The sequence below is a fragment of the Janthinobacterium sp. Bl 1 genome, assembly GCF_058215535.1.
Genome location: NZ_CM177086.1, coordinates 4,435,937 through 4,451,726 on the forward strand (window position 1 = coordinate 4,435,937; position 15,790 = coordinate 4,451,726).

12 protein-coding genes are annotated in these 15,790 nt (G+C 64.0%); 8 read left to right on the forward strand and 4 right to left on the reverse strand.

Annotation, left to right across the window (positions count from 1 at the left end):
• Positions 1 to 11: 11 nt before the first annotated feature.
• Together AC4BCN_RS19940 and AC4BCN_RS19945 are read left to right on the forward strand one after the other, a co-directional pair.
• Entirely contained in the window at positions 12 to 2,717 is a 2,706-nt protein-coding gene (locus AC4BCN_RS19940) for a M1 family metallopeptidase (protein ID WP_338679197.1), read from the forward strand.
• A 530-nt stretch (positions 2,718 to 3,247) separates the two neighbouring features.
• Positions 3,248 to 3,976, forward strand: a complete 729-nt coding sequence (locus tag AC4BCN_RS19945) for a YceI family protein (protein WP_072452951.1) — start codon at positions 3,248 to 3,250, stop codon at positions 3,974 to 3,976.
• Here AC4BCN_RS19945 and AC4BCN_RS19950 read toward each other — a convergent pair.
• The gene (locus tag AC4BCN_RS19950; protein WP_070302025.1) at positions 3,939 to 4,568 is read right to left on the reverse strand and encodes a LysE family translocator; all 630 of its coding nucleotides are present in this window, start codon (positions 4,566 to 4,568) and stop codon (positions 3,939 to 3,941) included. The genes AC4BCN_RS19945 and AC4BCN_RS19950 overlap by 38 nt on opposite strands.
• Before the next feature lie 155 nt (positions 4,569 to 4,723).
• Here AC4BCN_RS19950 and AC4BCN_RS19955 point away from each other — a divergent pair, with 155 nt between their 5' ends.
• Positions 4,724 to 7,615 carry a hybrid sensor histidine kinase/response regulator gene (locus AC4BCN_RS19955; protein ID WP_338679198.1) on the forward strand — a complete coding sequence of 964 codons (2,892 nt, stop codon included), beginning with the start codon at positions 4,724 to 4,726 and terminating at the stop codon, positions 7,613 to 7,615.
• Here the strand turns inward: AC4BCN_RS19955 and AC4BCN_RS19960 are convergent.
• Positions 7,600 to 8,511, reverse strand: a complete 912-nt coding sequence (locus tag AC4BCN_RS19960; RefSeq protein WP_072452950.1) for an alpha/beta hydrolase — start codon at positions 8,509 to 8,511, stop codon at positions 7,600 to 7,602. The genes AC4BCN_RS19955 and AC4BCN_RS19960 overlap by 16 nt on opposite strands.
• A 2-nt stretch (positions 8,512 to 8,513) precedes the next feature.
• The gene (locus tag AC4BCN_RS19965) at positions 8,514 to 11,597 is read right to left on the reverse strand and encodes an NAD(P)-binding protein (protein ID WP_338679199.1); all 3,084 of its coding nucleotides are present in this window, start codon (positions 11,595 to 11,597) and stop codon (positions 8,514 to 8,516) included.
• Positions 11,598 to 11,841: 244 nt separating this feature from the next.
• Between AC4BCN_RS19965 and AC4BCN_RS19970 the strand changes: the two genes are divergently transcribed.
• Positions 11,842 to 12,390 (forward strand): phosphohydrolase, encoded by a 549-nt coding sequence (locus AC4BCN_RS19970; RefSeq protein WP_051991807.1) that lies wholly within the window; start codon positions 11,842 to 11,844, stop codon positions 12,388 to 12,390.
• A 362-nt stretch (positions 12,391 to 12,752) separates the two neighbouring features.
• Positions 12,753 to 13,352, forward strand: coding sequence for a response regulator (locus AC4BCN_RS19975; protein WP_338679200.1), 600 nt, complete (start codon positions 12,753 to 12,755; stop codon positions 13,350 to 13,352).
• A 415-nt stretch (positions 13,353 to 13,767) separates the two neighbouring features.
• Here AC4BCN_RS19975 and AC4BCN_RS19980 read toward each other — a convergent pair whose 3' ends face one another.
• Complete coding sequence (locus AC4BCN_RS19980; RefSeq protein ID WP_051991806.1) at positions 13,768 to 13,989, reverse strand: hypothetical protein; 222 nt, start codon at positions 13,987 to 13,989, stop codon at positions 13,768 to 13,770.
• Between the two features lie 261 nt (positions 13,990 to 14,250).
• Between AC4BCN_RS19980 and AC4BCN_RS19985 the strand changes: the two genes are divergently transcribed.
• The 3 genes from AC4BCN_RS19985 to AC4BCN_RS19995 all read left to right on the forward strand — a co-directional run bounded on the left by AC4BCN_RS19985 (position 14,251) and on the right by AC4BCN_RS19995 (position 15,788).
• Complete coding sequence (locus tag AC4BCN_RS19985; protein ID WP_175444610.1) at positions 14,251 to 14,427, forward strand: hypothetical protein; 177 nt, start codon at positions 14,251 to 14,253, stop codon at positions 14,425 to 14,427.
• Positions 14,428 to 14,619: 192 nt separating this feature from the next.
• Positions 14,620 to 15,207: a chromate transporter gene (locus AC4BCN_RS19990; RefSeq protein ID WP_139089792.1), complete on the forward strand. Its 588-nt coding sequence runs from the start codon at positions 14,620 to 14,622 to the stop codon at positions 15,205 to 15,207.
• The gene (locus tag AC4BCN_RS19995; protein ID WP_072452948.1) at positions 15,204 to 15,788 is read left to right on the forward strand and encodes a chromate transporter; all 585 of its coding nucleotides are present in this window, start codon (positions 15,204 to 15,206) and stop codon (positions 15,786 to 15,788) included. Before AC4BCN_RS19990 ends, AC4BCN_RS19995 begins: the two co-directional genes overlap by 4 nt.
• Positions 15,789 to 15,790: the final 2 nt, after the last annotated feature.

A 15,790-nucleotide genomic window follows, 5' to 3' on the forward strand; every position in this document is an offset into this window, starting at 1 on the left:
TAGGGCATACCATGCATCGCACACCGACTCCGCGCTTCCGCCGCAGCCAACTGGCCGCCGCCGTCCTGGCACTGGCTTCCATCACCGCCGCCCATGCGGGCCACGCCGCACCCGCCAGCAGATACGCCTCGGCCAGCCACGCCACCACGACCACCACGCAGTTGCCGCGCGGCGTCACGCCTTTGCACTATGCGCTGTCGATCACGCCGGACGCCGCCGCCTCCACCTTCAAGGGCGCAGCCGCCATCAAGGTCGCCGTCGACGCGCCGACCGCCAGCATCACCTTCAACGCCTTGAACCTGGAGTTTGCCGCTGCCGCCATCGAAGGCGCGGGCGGCGGCAAGCAGGTGACGCGCAAGATCGATTTCGATGCGGACAAGCAGACGGCCACCGTGCATTTCGCCCAGCCGCTGGCCAAGGGCGAGTACCTGTTGCGCATCGATTACAGCGGCAAGATCGGCACGCAGGCCACGGGCCTGTTCTCGCTCGACTACGACACGCCGCAGGGCCGCCAGCGCGCGCTGTACACGCAGTTCGAAAATTCCGACGCGCGCAGCATGCTGCCGTCGTGGGATGAACCGGACTACAAGGCCACCTTCGCGCTGGACGTGATCGTCCCGAGCAGCCAGATGGCCGTCGGGAACATGCCGATCGCCAGCAGCGAGGACCTGGGCAATGGCACCAAGCACGTGCGCTTCGCCACCACGCCGCGCATGTCGACGTATTTGCTGTTCTTTGGCCTGGGCGACTTCGAGCGGGCCACGGCCATGAGCGACGGCACGGAGATAGGCGTCATCACGAAGAAGGGCGCGCTGGCGCAAAGCCGCTTCGCGCTCGACGAGTCGGTCGCCCTGCTGCGCGAATACAACGATTATTTCGGCGTGCGCTACCCGCTGCCCAAGCTCGACAACATCGCCGCACCGGGCCGCAGCCAGTTCTTCGGCGCCATGGAAAACTGGGGCGCCGTTTTCACCTTCGAATACGGCCTGCTGCTCGACCCGACCATCTCGACGCAGACAGACAAGGAAAACATCTACACCACGCTGTCGCATGAAATGGCACACCAGTGGTTCGGCGACCTGGTCACCATGCGCTGGTGGGACGACCTGTGGCTCAACGAAGGTTTTGCCTCGTGGATGGAAAGCCGCACCACGGAGCGTTTGCACCCGGAGTGGAACACGGCCCTGTCCAGCGTCGGCGGACGCGAGTCGGCCATGAGCCAGGATGCGCTGCGCACCACGCACCCCGTGGTGCAGCGCATCGCCACGGTGGAGCAGGCCAGCCAGGCGTTCGACGGCATCACCTATCAAAAAGGCGAAGCCGTGATCCGCATGCTCGAAGCGTATGTGGGCGCCGACACGTGGCGCACGGCCGTGCGCAACTACATGCGCAAGCATGCGTATGGCAATACGGTGTCCGACGACCTGTGGCGCGAAGTCGATGCGGCCGCGGGCAAGCCTGTCAGCGCCATCGCCCATGATTTCACCCTGCAGCCGGGCGTGCCGATGATCACGGTGGGCGACGCCGTATGCAGAAACGGCAATACGCGCGTGACCTTGACGCAGACGGAATTTTCCAAGGACCAGCCGAATAAGAAACCGCTGTCGTGGCAAGTGCCCGTGATCGCGTCGACGGTCGGCAACGGCAAGCTGGCCAAGGTGGTGCTCAAGGATGGCAAGGCCACCCTGAACGTGCCCGGCTGCGGCGCCCTGCTCGTGAACGCGGGCCAGAGCGGCTACTACCGTACCGTGTACGCGCCGGCCAACACGCGCGCGCTGGCGGGCAGCTTTGCGCGCCTGGCGCCGATCGACCAGCTGGGCTTGCTGGCGGACAGCCAGTCGCTGGGCCTGGCCGGTGCGCAAAACCTGGCCGACTTCCTGGAACTGGTGAAGGCGACGCCGCTGTCGGCCGATCCGCAGGTGCTGGGCAAGGTGGCCAGCTCACTGGGCAGCCTGTACGAACAGTATGCCGGTGATGCCGTTCGCCAGCAGGCTTTCGGCCGCTTCGCCATGGCGCGCCTGGCGCCGATGATGGCGCAGACGGGCTGGGAAGCGCGCGCGGGCGAGGCGTCGAGCGTGGCGACCTTGCGCGGCCGCCTGATCGCCATCCTCGGCGACATGGGCGAACCGGGCGTGATCGCGGAAGCGCGCCGCCGCTATGAGGCCAGCGAACAGGCCGGTGAGCAAAATGCGGCCGCCATGCCCGCGCCATTGCGCCGTACCATCCTGGGCGTGGTGGCGCAGCATGCGGACGCCGCCACCTGGGAGCAGCTGCACGCCAAAGCGCGGCAGGAAAAGACGCCGCTGGTCAAGAATCAGCTGTACGATTTGCTGGCCTCGAGCGACGATCCCGCACTGGCGCAGCGCGCGCTGGCGCTGGCACTGACGGATGAACCGGGCGTGACGAACAGCCCTGCCATGATCTCGCGCGTGTCGCGCTCGCATCCGGAACTGGCCTTCGACTTCGCACTGGCGCACCTGGAGCAAGTCAATGCGCGCATCGACGCCAGCTCGCGCAGCCGCTATTTCCCGCGCCTGGCCGCCGGTTCGGCGCAGCCGGACATGATCGCCAAGCTGGAAGCGTACGCGCAAGCGAACCTGCCGGCCGGCGCGCGCGGCGACGCCGACAGCTCCGTGGCCGGCATCAAGTACCGTATCAAGGTACGCGCCGAGCGCCTGCCGGCAGTCGATGCGTGGCTGGCGAAACAGGCAGGCTAAGTAATTGGCATCCCGGCCCTGGTGCCGGGAACTGATGAAAACGCAGGCAAAAAAAACCGGCTTCGCAAAGTGCGGTAGCCGGTTGAAACGCTGTTTCAGAGCGCAGGGATAAAACGGGAAAACACATGAAAAAGTGGAAATCGTGCCGGTCATTGAGGTGTCCGGCAACCTTGCGCTCGGGGTTTCCGTGCGCCATGTATCCACTATGCCAGCCCTTCGTTGAAACAGGCTTAGGACTTCATTAAATCCCCGCCCGTTTCCCGTATTTCCCCTGCCCCGCCCTGCAATCATTACTATAAAACAAGTTTAACGTATCTGGTGCCGATGGTTGAGCTCACCGGCTAAGCTGTTGAGTCATGCCTGCATCCTATCGCTCCCGGAACGTAGTGATCTGCGCATCGCATGCTGTGTGCCAACAAAAGCATCATAACAGCGTCATATGACCGCCATATGACCTAGCTCTAACATTGCACGCGCACCTCCGCGCGGATCGCGTACTATGCCCCCATCGCCCTTGCCTCTTCTGCCCCATGTTCAGCCAGAATCTTCGCACCGTTTTCCTGCTTGCCTGCGCCTTGCTGGCGTCCTGCACACCCCTGCCGCCCGCGCCTGCCCCGGCTTCCGCGCCGGCTACCCCTGCCGCGATGCCCGCGCCCGCGTGGCAGCGGCAGGGCGTGCAGCTGCTGCACATTGCGCCCGACGAATCCCTGCTGACCATCACCGTGCGCCGTGGCGGTGCGCTGGCGCGGCTCGGGCATGACCACGTGGTGGCCAGCCGCAGCCTGCAGGGCGTCGTTGCGCCCGCGCTGGGGCGCGCGCAATTCCGCTTCCGGCTTGACGAGATGAGCGTGGATGAAGAAAGCCTGCGCCAGGCGGCCGGTTTGACGACGACGCCGTCGGCCGACGCCATCGCCGGCACGCGCCACAATATGCTGGTGCGCGTGCTCGAGGCGGAACGCTATCCGTGGGTCAGCATCGCCGCGCGCCGCACGGGCAACAAGCAGGTGTTTGATGCCGACATCACGCTGCATGGCGTGACGCGCACGGTGCAGCTGCCGGTGCGGGTCGAGCAAGCGGCCGATGGACGCCGCCTGCAGGCCAGCGGCAGCCTGCTGCTGAAACAGAGCGACTTCGGCATCGTGCCGTTCGCCGTCCTGGGCGGCGCCATGGCCGTGCAGGATCAGATGGAACTGGCGTTCCGCATTACCGCCCGGCAAGAACTCAGCGTGCCAGGATCAATCGCAAGCCCAGGCCGATGAAGATGGTGCCGGCCACCCGGTCCAGCCACAGGCCGGCGCGCGGGCGGCGGTTCAGCCACAGGCCGACGGCGCCGGAAAAATAGCCGAGCAGGCCGAACAGCACGCACGCCTGCGCCGTGAAGACCAGGCCCAGTTGCGCCGTCTGCCAGCTGGCATTGCCTTGGCCAGCGACGATGAACTGCGGCAGGAACGACAGGAAAAACAGCACGACTTTCGGATTGATACTGTTGGCAAACAGTCCCTTGCCGAACAGGCGCAGCAAGGATTCGTCGGGCAAGGCCGCCGCGCCATCGACTCTGGCGCCGCCACGGCTGCGCAAGGCGCCGATGCCCAGCCACACGAGATACAGCCCGCCGGCCACTTTGAGCGCCGTAAATGCCATGGGCGAGGCGGCCAGCAGGGCCGACACGCCGATGGTCGCCAGCACCGTGTGCGTGAGGCAGCCAAGGGCGCAACCGAGGCCGAACGCCATGCCCTGGCGGCGTCCGCGCGACATGCCCACGCCCAGCACCATCAGGTTGTCGGGGCCGGGGCTGGCGGTGATCAAAACGGCGGCGGCCAGGAAGGCCAGGAACTGGTCGGGACTGAGCATGAATATCTCGCGGGCAAAGGCGCCATGATACCGGAGCGGGCGCCAGGCGGACAGGACATGAAATTGCCCGTGTGTCACCGAGAGTCGATTAAAATGGGCACTCCAATGCAAACGGCGTTGCCGCCATTTCCGCGCGACCATCACCAAGCCCATCGATGCCAGCCCACCCGCCCCCTCCCTGCCACCGCGCTTCCAGCTACCGCGTCTGCGCCTGGCTATGCGGCTGGCCGCTCCTGCTCAGCCTGCTGTTCGGCTTGCTGGGCATGGCGGGCGCGGCGCAGGCAACTCCCATTCCCCTGGGCAAGCAAGGCATCCACCATTTGGGCATAGGTGGGCAACTATTTCTCGCCGACAACGAAGCCGCACCGGCCGATGCGGCCGCCCTGCCCGCCTGGCTGGCGCGCCAGCGTCCGGCCGGCCAGGTCGACCTGTTCGGCGGCGCCTACTGGCTGCATGCGCAGGTGCGCAACGACAGCGCTGAAACCGCCTGGGTCATCGACCCGAACGACACGCTGATCGACCTGGTGGACGTGCACGTGTATGGCCCCGGGCAGCACACGGCGCCGCAGACCTTGCTGACGGGCTACCAGCGGCCGCACGAGTATTTATTGCACTACGGCGGGAACGTGCAGCTGGCGCCGGGTGCCACGTATGACATCCTGATCCGCTTTTCCAGCCCGTATTACGCGCGCGCGCCCATGTTCGGCGTGAAGACGCAGCGCGATTACCGCAAGCTGGTGGGCAAGGAAAACTTCCTGATGGTGGCATCCATCGGCGCCCTGCTGGCGCTGGGCCTGTTCAATTTCTTCATTTTTTCCATCACCCTGGAAAAAGCCTCGGCCTATTACACGCTGTACGTGCTGACGTATGGCCTGGCCTGGGCCATGACTTTCCACGTCTTTGCCGACCTGTTCGACTGGCATATGCTGCAGCTCCATTACGTGCCGTTTTTCCTGTTGCCCGTCTTCAGCACGCTGTTCTACATGCATTTCCTGCGCCTGCGCGACTACTCGCCCCGGCTGCACAGCATCAGCAAGATCAATCTGGTGCTGCCCTTGCTGCTGCTGCCGAGCTGCTTCTTCGCCCTGTCGTATGCGCATACCCTGGCCACCATCGCCATCAGCATCTGGATGCTGCTGGCGCTCATCTGCGGCATCGTCGTCTGGCGCCGCGGCTACCAGCCGGCGCGCTTCTTCGTGCTGGCCTTCGTCGCCCTGATGCTGCCCGGCTTTCTGATCCTGCCGGCCAACCTGGGCCTGATGCCGGCCATGGTGGCCAACGCCCAGCTGGTGACCCTGCTCGGCGGCACGCTCGACGGTTTGCTGCTGGCCTTTGCCCTGGCCGACCAGATCCGATTGCTGCGCAATAACCTGGAACAGCGCGTGCAGGAACGCACCCTGGCACTCACCCTCAGCAACGACGCCCTGCTGAAGGCCAAGGAGCACGCGGAAGTGGTCAGCCGCCACCGCATCGATTTTCTGTCGGCCATGAGCCACGACATCCGCACGCCGCTGGCCGGCGTGATCGGCATGCTGAAATTCGCGCTGCGCGACCAGTCCGTGCGCGGGCGCACGCAGGAATACCTGCGCATCGGCTTGCACAATGGCGTGTCGCTCTTGACCATCCTCAATGACATCCTCGATTTCTCGAAGATCGACGCGGGCAAGCTTACCCTGGAAACCGTGGACTTCGACCTGCTGGCGCTGATCGGCGACGCAGCCGGCATCGTGCAGGGCCAGGCCGACGCCAAAAGCCTGCTGCTGCGCCGCGAACTGGCGCTGGACCTGCCGCGCTACGTGCGCGCAGACCCCACGCGGCTGCGGCAAATCCTCATCAACCTGCTGGGGAACGCGCTGAAATTCACGGCCAATGGCGAAGTGCTGCTGGAAGTGCGGCGTGCCCGCACGCCACCGCGCCAGGACGGTCGCAACGCCATTGAATTCATCATCAGCGATACGGGTCCCGGCATCGACGCGGACACCTTGCCGCGTTTGTTCCAGAAATTCGAGCAGGCAGACCATTCCACCACGCGCCGCTACGGCGGCACGGGCCTGGGCCTGGCCATCTGCAAGGAACTGGTCGAACTGATGAAAGGCACGATCGGCGTGGAAAGCCGGGTCGGCATCGGCTCGCGCTTCCATTTCACCTTGCCGCTGGAAGACGGCAGCGCGCCGGCGGCCGACGCGCGCCGGCCCGCACGCCACGCGCGCCACGCCTGCCGCCTGCGCATCCTGTGCGCCGAAGACGTGCGCACCAACCAGATCATCATCGGCACCCTGCTCGAAAGCATGGGGCATGAGGTGACCATCGTGGAAAACGGCGAGCAGGCGCTGCGCGCGCTGGGCACGAGCGCCTACGATTGCGTGCTGATGGATGGCCGCATGCCGGAGATGGATGGCGAACAGGCCGCGCGCCTGATCCGCGCCGGCGGCAACGCGCAATTCCCCATTGCCGACGCGCAGATTCCCATCCTGGCGCTGACGGCCAACGCCAGCGAACATGACCGGCAGCGCTACCTGGCGTCCGGCATGGACGACTTCCTCAGCAAACCCGTCGACGAAGCGCTGCTGTTCGAAAAAATCGACGCCATCATCGACTTGCTGCTGGCGCGCGGCCACGCGCTGCCGCCTGCCGTACCCACCGAGGACGATACCCTGGCGCGCCAGTTCGGCCTGGACGGCGCCGAGGACCAGTCACCCGCGCCGGCCGATCCCATGACGGCACCAGTGCACATCCTGCCGCTGGCAGGCCTGTCGCAGCAGCACCTGCAGCGCATCGCGCAAGCGTTTCTGACGGAAGCGCCGCGGCGCCTGGACCTCGCTTGCCACGCCGTGCGCGATGGGAACGCCAGCGCGGCCGCTGCCGCCTTCCATGCCTTGAAGGGCAGTGCCGGCTACCTGAGCCGCCCCACCCTGCACGGCCTGTGCCACCAGATGGAAACCCTGGCCTCGAACGGCCAGCTCGATAACGTGGAACAGTTCCTGCCGCAGCTGCAAGAGGCGCTCGATGCGGCGCGGCGGGACCTGGAAGCTCAGCCAGCAGGCTGAGGCATCCAGCCATGCGCTTGCAGCCACGCCAGCAACAGCTGCGGCCACGCGGCCGGTTCGCTGCCCGGCTTGCCCAATCCCCAGCCATGCCCTCCGCTCTGGAACTGATGCAGTTCGACGGACACGCCCGCGCGGCGCAGGGCGCCGGCCATCAATATACTGTTTTCGGGCGGCGACACGCGGTCGTCGAGCGCCTGCGCGATGAAGATTGGCGGCGTGCGCGCATCGACGTGCAATTCCACCGATAGCGCGTCGCGCGCCGCCAGCGTGGGATGGGCGCCCAGCAGCTGTTTCTTCGCATGCGTCGTGTCAAATGGTCGCTGCATGGTCAGCACGGGATACAGCAGCACGGCAAAGTCTGGCCGCGCGGAGACGCCATCCACCGCATCGACAGGCGCATAGCGGACGGCATCGGGCTGCACGGCCGTCATGCCGGCCAGGTGCGCGCCGGCGGAAAAACCCAGCATGCCGATGCGCACCGGGTCGATGCCCCATTCGGCCGCGCGCGCACGGATCACGCGCATGGCGCGCTGGCCATCCTGGAATGGCGCGGCTACCCCGCCGCCTTCCTGCGGCAGGCGGTACACGAGTTCAAACGCCGTGATGCCCTGCGCCTGCAGCCAGCTGGCGGTGGGGCCGCTCTCCTTGCCCGCCTCGATATGCGCATAGCCGCCGCCACTGACCAGGAGAATGGCGATACCGTTCGGCTGCGCCGGGCGGTGCGCGATCAGATACGGTTGCTCGACCTGCGTGATGGAGCCCTTGGCGCTGTCGCGCTGCGGACCCGGTGCCGCACCACCGGGCGGCTCGCCCGGCCACAGCACAATCGCGCCGGGCGGCGCCGCGCCCGCGTGCAGGTGGAACAGAACCAGACACGACAGCATCAGGCGCCGCATGCCTAGAAATCCTTCTCGCCCTGGATCACGGCCGGATAGCCCGTCATGGCGCGCGACGTCTGCATGCCCGCCATCACGGCCGCCTCAACGCAGCCAGCGTTGAGGCCCGTCTTGATCCAGTCGCCCGTGAGGAACAGGTTGCTGAACCCTGACTGGTCGGTGGCCAGCCGGTACTGCGTGCTGCCCACCACCGACATCACGTAGCGTTCGGATGGGTCGACGTTGGCGCGCCAGTACTGGCTGTCGAAGCGCGCCGGTCCCGCGCTCTCCTTCGCGTCGACCAGCCATTGCCACGGAAACGCGCCAGGCGCGCCCGCCTCGGACCACAGCGCGCCGATCTCGCGCTCGAGCTGGTGCACGGCGCCCTGCTTCGCCCTGGCCGCGCAGCGGGCGGGAAAATCCGTATCGGTGACGGGCGGGTAGCTGTCGACGGGGAAGGCGCTGCAAAAGTACGAGACATTTTTCGGCTCCAGCCCGACCGGCCAGTCTTCGTGCGCCAGGAGCTGGTCCATCGGCGCCCACGTGTCGTACGGCTCCGTAAAGGCCGACAGCACCGGCTGCTGGCCTTTCGGCTGCGTGGTCCAGCCCATCTGCGCCAGGTTCTTGTTGAGCCACACCTGGTAAGCCTGCGTGGCCACGGTTTTCACCTTGTCGGCCGCCAGCTGCAAGGCCGGGCTTTGCGCCAGCAGCTGCGGGCACAGGGCCTGCAGCGAACCGATGGAAATGCCGAACACCACCTTGTCGAAATCGACGCCCTTCTTCAATACCGTGGCGGGCAGCGCGCGGCCGAACGCTTGCTGGTACTGCTGCGGCCAGGCGCTCCAGTACGATTCCAGGTTGACTTCCTGCGCCTGCAGCAGCGCCGCCTGGGCCGGTTCGATCTGCGCGTAATCGGGCGCGCTGGGCCAGCAGGCAAGGCCCTTGACGTCCACCAGCGGCGCGTAGCCGGCGGCCGGGTCCTTCAATTGCACCTGCTGCGTGATGCGGATGCTGTCGATGTCGCCCGCGCCCGGCACCAGTTCTTCCACGCGCTGGAAGAATTTGAATTCCACGCCCCTTTTCTTCAGCACTTCGTACATCGGCGTAAAGATGGTGTCGCCCATGCCGGCCTGCATCTTGAACATGATGCCGCCCTTGTAGGCCAGGCCGATGCGCGCCATCGAGCGCAAGAGCGTCCCCGCCTCGATGTTCGGCTTGGAAAAATCGCCGCCTTCGTAGGCAAACACCAGATCGTAAAAGCCGCGCACGGGCGCCGAGTTGACGCTGAACTGCTCGTCGCCGCCATGTTTTCTCAGCCAGGCACGGAAATCGATATCGTTGATGACGTCAAAGCCGTTCTTGAACACGCCATCCTCGAACATGCCTTTCATGACCGTGATGCCCAGGTCCAGGCAGGTGAACAGGCGGCGCAATTCATCGTCGCCATCGATCAGGGCGCGGTAGCGCAGGCGCAGCCACGCGCGGATGCCGTTCAGGGTGCTGGCCAGCAGCTGGTGGCGGGCCTGATCGTGGCGCGTGGAATCGGGCGCCAGGTCGGCCACCAGCGCCACCAGCGCGCCGACGGACAAGCCCACGTCGAGGCCCAGTTCATCAGCCTGCCCCACCACTTCATCGGCCAGGCGGCGCAGCCAGCCCGGCCACACGCCTTCGCCTTGCGACGCGCTGGCGCGCACGATGCGCGCATCGGCATCGGCCACTTGCCGGATCTGGCGTATCCACTGCTCGATCCAGCCCACCATGGCGATGGCCATCTGCCACAGCGTGATGTCTTCGCCACCCTCGCCCGGCTCGCCCGGCAAGGTGGGAAAGACGATGGACCAGTTGCGCCACTGCCCCTTGACGTCTTCCGACAGGGCCACGTAATCGTGCTGTTTGAATGCGTCGCGCCAGGTGGCCAGCGGCGCGCCGGGCGGACGCTCCAGGCTCGCATACGCTTCCTTGATCATCTTGAAGGCGTTCGCGTAGAAGCCGAACCAGATGTGCAAGCCGTGTTCCTCGATGCGCTGGCCCGCTTGCGCATTGCGCCCGCTGGCGCCCTTGCCGCCAAGGCGCCAGCCCAGCTGGTAGACGGTGATGGTGTGCCGGTTTTGCCAGCCCGGCTGGTTCGTCAAGTAATACGCGGTGGTCATGGCCGCCACGCCGCCGCCGAGGATGGCGATCTTTTCAGGCGCGATGCGGGAATTGTCGACCAGCTCCTCGCCCGGCATGGCCGTAAAATCGAAGTTCACATTGAAGGGCAAAATCGCCGTTTGCGGTCCCAGCTGCAAGCCCAGGGTCTGGTCCAGAGGGAAGCTGTCGAACGCATGCAAGGTGCATTCGTATTCATAACCGAGCAGGCGCGCGCTGTGCAGGCGGTTGATCTCGGCCGGCGCAGCCACCAGGGCCTGGTACACGGCTTTCACGCCCGCGCTGTCGGGGAATTGCTTGAGGAAAATCTGGTCGATGCGCGGGTTGCGCAGCAAGGACAGAATATCGGCCCAGCCGGCCTGGTCCATGTCGAAGAAATCGGGAATGGAGAGGAAAATCTGGAACGCCTGCTCGATGAGCTCCAGGAAACTGTTGACGGGTTTGTGCGGCCCCGTCTGCACGGTGGCGTTGACTTCCAGCAGCGGGTGCAGCGCCAGTTTCGTTTCCGGTGAGAAATGCTGGAAGCCCTTGGCGGCGACGGAACAGCGCAGCGGCTCGCTGCCGGCGGCGGGAATCTCGTAGTCGCACAGGTATTTCGGATAGCCGAACAGCTCGCGCCCGTTGATCAGGGCCATCGCATCATCGACGAAAATATGGCACGGGTACCAATAGATATGCGCAAGCTTGCCTGCCGCATCCATCTGGCCGACCATGATCCAGGTGACGATATCGACTTCCGTGATCCAGCCCTTGGCCTGGTCGACGGGGTTGGCGGAATCCGCATGGTTGACGCGCGTAAACGTCAGCATCACATACGGCGACAGGGCTTTCAGGGTCATCTTGCTGCCCGCCACCTGGTTCAAGGTGGTATTCACGGTGGCCTGCAATTTGGCCAGGTCGCCCTTGACGAAATAGCCATACATTTCCGACTGTTTCAATTGCAGCGGCGAGTGCATCATCACCGAACCGCCCTGATAGATATACGAAGGTCTTGCCGAAGGTTGCGCCGTCATTGCCCTGCCCCCAATTAAAGTTTCAGACAAACAAGATTGCTACAGTGTATTTCAGAAAGAGCATTGCATGATATGAAATAAATTAAAGGATTTGCCAAGATGCATAGCATGGGCTTGCGCACGGCAGCCGGGGCAAGCCCATGCCATCGGGTGTACGATGAAGCCTCTTGAGCGTTCCGAGCACCATGCCATGGCAATGATTACCACCGACTACGTTTCCACCTATTCCGGCAACCGTTTTTATCCCTTGCGCCCGCATATCGACAAGGTCGCCATCGAGGACATCGCCCACGGCCTCGCTTACCAGTGCCGCTTCAATGGACAGACGCAAGTGTTTTACTCGGTCGCCCAGCACAGCCTGATCGTCGCCGAACTGGTGCCGCCGCCCCTGCGCCTGGCCGCCCTGCTGCACGACGCGGCCGAAGCCTACCTGGGCGACATGGTGAAACCCTTGAAAGTATTGCTGCCGGAATTTGCCGTGCTGGAAGACAAGGTCAGCGCCATCATCGCCGCCACGTATGGGCTGGATTTTTCCGATTACGCGCCCATCAAGCGGGCCGACCTGATCGCGCTGGCGACGGAAAAGCGCGACCTGATGCCGCACTCGGCCGAGCGCTGGGCTTACCTTGACGGCATCGCCCCCTTGCCCGGTATAATCGAAGCCATGGGTCCGGCCGAAGCGAAGCAGCGCTTCCTGCATGCCTTTGCCCAGCTGAGCGGGCTTGGACTTGCCGCATGAATGCTACGACCCTGCCTCACGAACGGGCGCTAAGCCCCGGTTTTTGCACGGCTTTTTTAGATATCCACAGCAACTGTGGATAAAGTTGTTGATAAGCCCCTCTTGACAAGCCGCAACACCAGTATTGATGCGGGTTTCAACAATTTGCTGATTTCACAGGCAATTTTTTACCCCAATGAAATCAATGACTTGCAATCACGAATTTGCGCTGGAGCAAAGTTACTTCACCACCATGAAAATATATTTTGCTGTGCATAAGCAATCCTGGCGCCAGGCCGTCTTGCTTGAACAGCATTGTTTTGACAAACCCCGTAGACTGGCATAGTGTGGAGTAGCGAGCACGATCAACGGTGGATAAACGCATGAACATGGATAGCGATAGTGCCGCCAAGGGGGCGGACGAACCGGACTGGCTGGTCGACGAACCGCTGGAACGGGCAGACGCGCCGGCAGAGCCTGCCACCGCGGCGCCATGGCGCGTGCTGATCGTCGATGACGATGTCGACGTGCACGTGGTGACCAAATTCGCCCTCAGCCAGGCCAGCTTCCAGGGACGAAGGCTGAGCTTTTTGCACGCGTATTCGGGCGCCGAGGCGCTGGACTTGCTGCGCAGCACATCCGATATCGCCGTGGTGCTGCTCGATGTGATCATGGAAACCCAGGATGCCGGGCTGCAAGTGGCGCGCCAGATCCGCGAAGATCTGCACAACAGCGCCGTGCGCATCATCCTGCGCACGGGCCAGCCCGGCCAGGCGCTCGAGCACCGCATCATCATCGACTACGACATCAACGATTTCTGGTGCAAGACGGACCTGACCACGCGCAAGTTGTTCACCACCGTGATCGCCTCGCTGCGCACCTACGCCACCTTGCGCGAAGCGGAGCAACAAGTCGCCGAACTGGCCGCAGCCCTGGCCCAGTGCGGCAACACGCCAGCGGCGCCGGCCGGCGGCACGCCCTGAACACGGCCGCTACTTTCAGTCACAAAACCAGAGCACTGGATAGGCATACAGGCTTGTGGCATGCCCCATTTTGGCCCATCCTGCCGGCCCATCGCATGTGCCGGGCGGCCCCAATTTCCTAAGTGGCGGATTGTTAAGCGCTTTTTCAGATATCCACACGGACTGTGGATATCTTTGTGGATAAGGGCCTATTGACAGCCCTCAAAGCCACAGCCCGTGCGGCTTTCAATAAACTGCTCAATCAAACAGCAAAAATAAAATCCATTAAAATCAAGCACTTGGAAACTCACACATAATCACAGGAAAATTATTTCAGCAATTTCGTTAACCCATCATTTGTGCATAACTGAGCCGTAATGATCAATCCGACAACACCGAGCTAACGCTGCCGGCAACACAGTTGCAATGCGGATACTCAATGCACGGTCTGGCGGCGCTGCTCCGGATGCAGCAGCACGCGCTCGATCAGCTCGGGGGCGATATTGTATGACTTCAGGTATTCCAGCGCGCACAAGGTGCTGAAGGCTGCCTGCACGGCGATGCCCAGGTTGACGATATCGCACATCTTCTGGTCGACGCGGGCATGCAGCGCCACGGGTTTGACGGGCATGTGCAAGGTTTCTTGGGAACTCAGCATGATGAATGACTCCTGCGGAAGGTAGACATGGCGGGACATGGCGGCGGAGAACGGCGCCGGGATGGCAGCGAGGAAGAGTGACAGCGAAAGTATTGCCGAAAAACGCGCGATGTCAATGCCAGCCAGTTATTCCCATGCAGTTTTTTTCTGATACACAAGGCCGCACGTCTAAGGCAGATCAAACGCAGCGCCTGTCGCCAGCCTAGTATGGAATGGCTGCCATCACGCGGCGTTCGCGCTGCATGGACGAGGAGACACGACATGAATACAACACCCGAACCAGCCAAAAATCCCGGCGACATAGCCCCTCCCGGCACCCCCGGCACCGGTGAAAACGTCTGCACGCATTGCCAGGGCCGGGGCGCCAGGGCCGATGGCCAGCCCTGCCCCATGTGCGGCGGCACGGGCGTGGTCATCGCCGGCATAGGCGGGGGCTGAGAACACCTATCAAAACCTACTGCGCGTCGTAATTTGCGGTCTGCGATGCTCACTGTACCTTCGTACAGTTGCGCTTCTCAACCGCAACTTACTTCCGCTCGCTACGGTTTTGTTAGGTGTTATAAGCCACGCCAGCAACTATGTATGGACATAAGCATGGACAAGGCGAAGCAGGCACGGCGATAATCAGCCATGCCCGCACCTTCCACGCTTCCGCCCGACCTGCCCCGTCCGCAACCAGCTTCGCTTGCCGACCTGTTCTTCTCGTTCACCTGGCTGGCCCTGCAGGGCTTTGGCGGCGTGCTGGCCGTGATCCAGCGCGAGATGGTCGAGCGCAAGCGCTGGCTGACGCAGGAGGAATTCCTCGAAGACTGGGCCGTGGCGCAAATCATGCCCGGGCCGAATGTCGTCAACCTGTCCCTGATGGTGGGCGGGCGCTATTTCGGCTTGAAAGGCGCGCTGACGGCGCTGGCCGGCATGCTGGCCGCGCCTCTCGTCATCGTGCTCGTGCTGGGCGTGCTGTACACGCGCTTTGGCGACAATCCGCAGATGGCGGGCGCCTTGCGCGGCATGGCGGCCGTCTCGGCCGGCATGATCGCCGCCACGGGCGTGAAACTGGCGACCGCGCTGGCCAAGCATCCGCTGCCCCTGTGGCTCACCTTGTCCATCACCGTGCTCGGTGTGCTGATGGTGGCGATCTTGCGCTGGCCCCTGCTGTACATCCTGCTGGGCCTGGGCGGCATCGGCTGCCTGCTCACCTATCGAAAGCTGTCCCCATGAATCCGCCTTTGCAACTGGTGTTGAGCACAGGCGACTGGCTGAACCTGTTCGGCCACTACCTGATGCTGTCGCTGATGTCGATCGGCGGCGCCATTTCCACCACCTCCGAAATGCACCGCTTCCTTGTCGAACAGCATGGCTGGCTGACCCAGGCGCAATTCAACGAGTCGATCGCCATCGCCCAGGCCGCGCCCGGGCCAAACGTGCTGTTCGTCGCCCTGATGGGCTGGAACGTGGGCATGAACGCGGGCAGCTACACGGCCGCCTACCTGGGCGTGTTCATCACCATGGTGGGCATCATGCTGCCCAGCACGACCCTCACCTACGTGGCGGCCCAATGGGGCTACCGCAACCGCGACCTGCGCCCCGTGCGCGCCTTCAAGCAAGGCATGGCGCCCATCGTCGTCGCCCTGCTGATTTCCACGGGCATGATTTTGGGCGGCGCCAACCATGACATCCGCACGGACTGGCCCTTGTGGAGCCTATCCATCGTGACCGGCCTCATCATCTGGCGCACGAAGATCCATTTGCTGTGGCTGCTGGCGGCCGGCGCCGTGCTGGGCTGGTTCCAGCTCGTCTGACC

Bases quoted from the DNA above. Each gene is read 5' to 3' on its own strand.
- AC4BCN_RS19970 (WP_051991807.1), top strand. From the start codon at position 11,842: ATGGCAATGATTACCACCGACTACGTTTCCACCTATTCCGGCAACCGT.
- AC4BCN_RS19985 (WP_175444610.1), top strand. From the start codon at position 14,251: ATGAATACAACACCCGAACCAGCCAAAAATCCCGGCGACATAGCCCCT.
- AC4BCN_RS19945 (WP_072452951.1), top strand. From the start codon at position 3,248: ATGTTCAGCCAGAATCTTCGCACCGTTTTCCTGCTTGCCTGCGCCTTG.
- AC4BCN_RS19990 (WP_139089792.1), top strand. From the start codon at position 14,620: ATGCCCGCACCTTCCACGCTTCCGCCCGACCTGCCCCGTCCGCAACCA.
- AC4BCN_RS19955 (WP_338679198.1), top strand. From the start codon at position 4,724: ATGCCAGCCCACCCGCCCCCTCCCTGCCACCGCGCTTCCAGCTACCGC.
- AC4BCN_RS19980 (WP_051991806.1), bottom strand. From the start codon at position 13,989: ATGCTGAGTTCCCAAGAAACCTTGCACATGCCCGTCAAACCCGTGGCG.
- AC4BCN_RS19975 (WP_338679200.1), top strand. From the start codon at position 12,753: ATGAACATGGATAGCGATAGTGCCGCCAAGGGGGCGGACGAACCGGAC.
- AC4BCN_RS19960 (WP_072452950.1), bottom strand. From the start codon at position 8,511: ATGCGGCGCCTGATGCTGTCGTGTCTGGTTCTGTTCCACCTGCACGCG.
- AC4BCN_RS19940 (WP_338679197.1), top strand. From the start codon at position 12: ATGCATCGCACACCGACTCCGCGCTTCCGCCGCAGCCAACTGGCCGCC.
- AC4BCN_RS19950 (WP_070302025.1), bottom strand. From the start codon at position 4,568: ATGCTCAGTCCCGACCAGTTCCTGGCCTTCCTGGCCGCCGCCGTTTTG.
- AC4BCN_RS19965 (WP_338679199.1), bottom strand. From the start codon at position 11,597: ATGATGCACTCGCCGCTGCAATTGAAACAGTCGGAAATGTATGGCTAT.
- AC4BCN_RS19995 (WP_072452948.1), top strand. From the start codon at position 15,204: ATGAATCCGCCTTTGCAACTGGTGTTGAGCACAGGCGACTGGCTGAAC.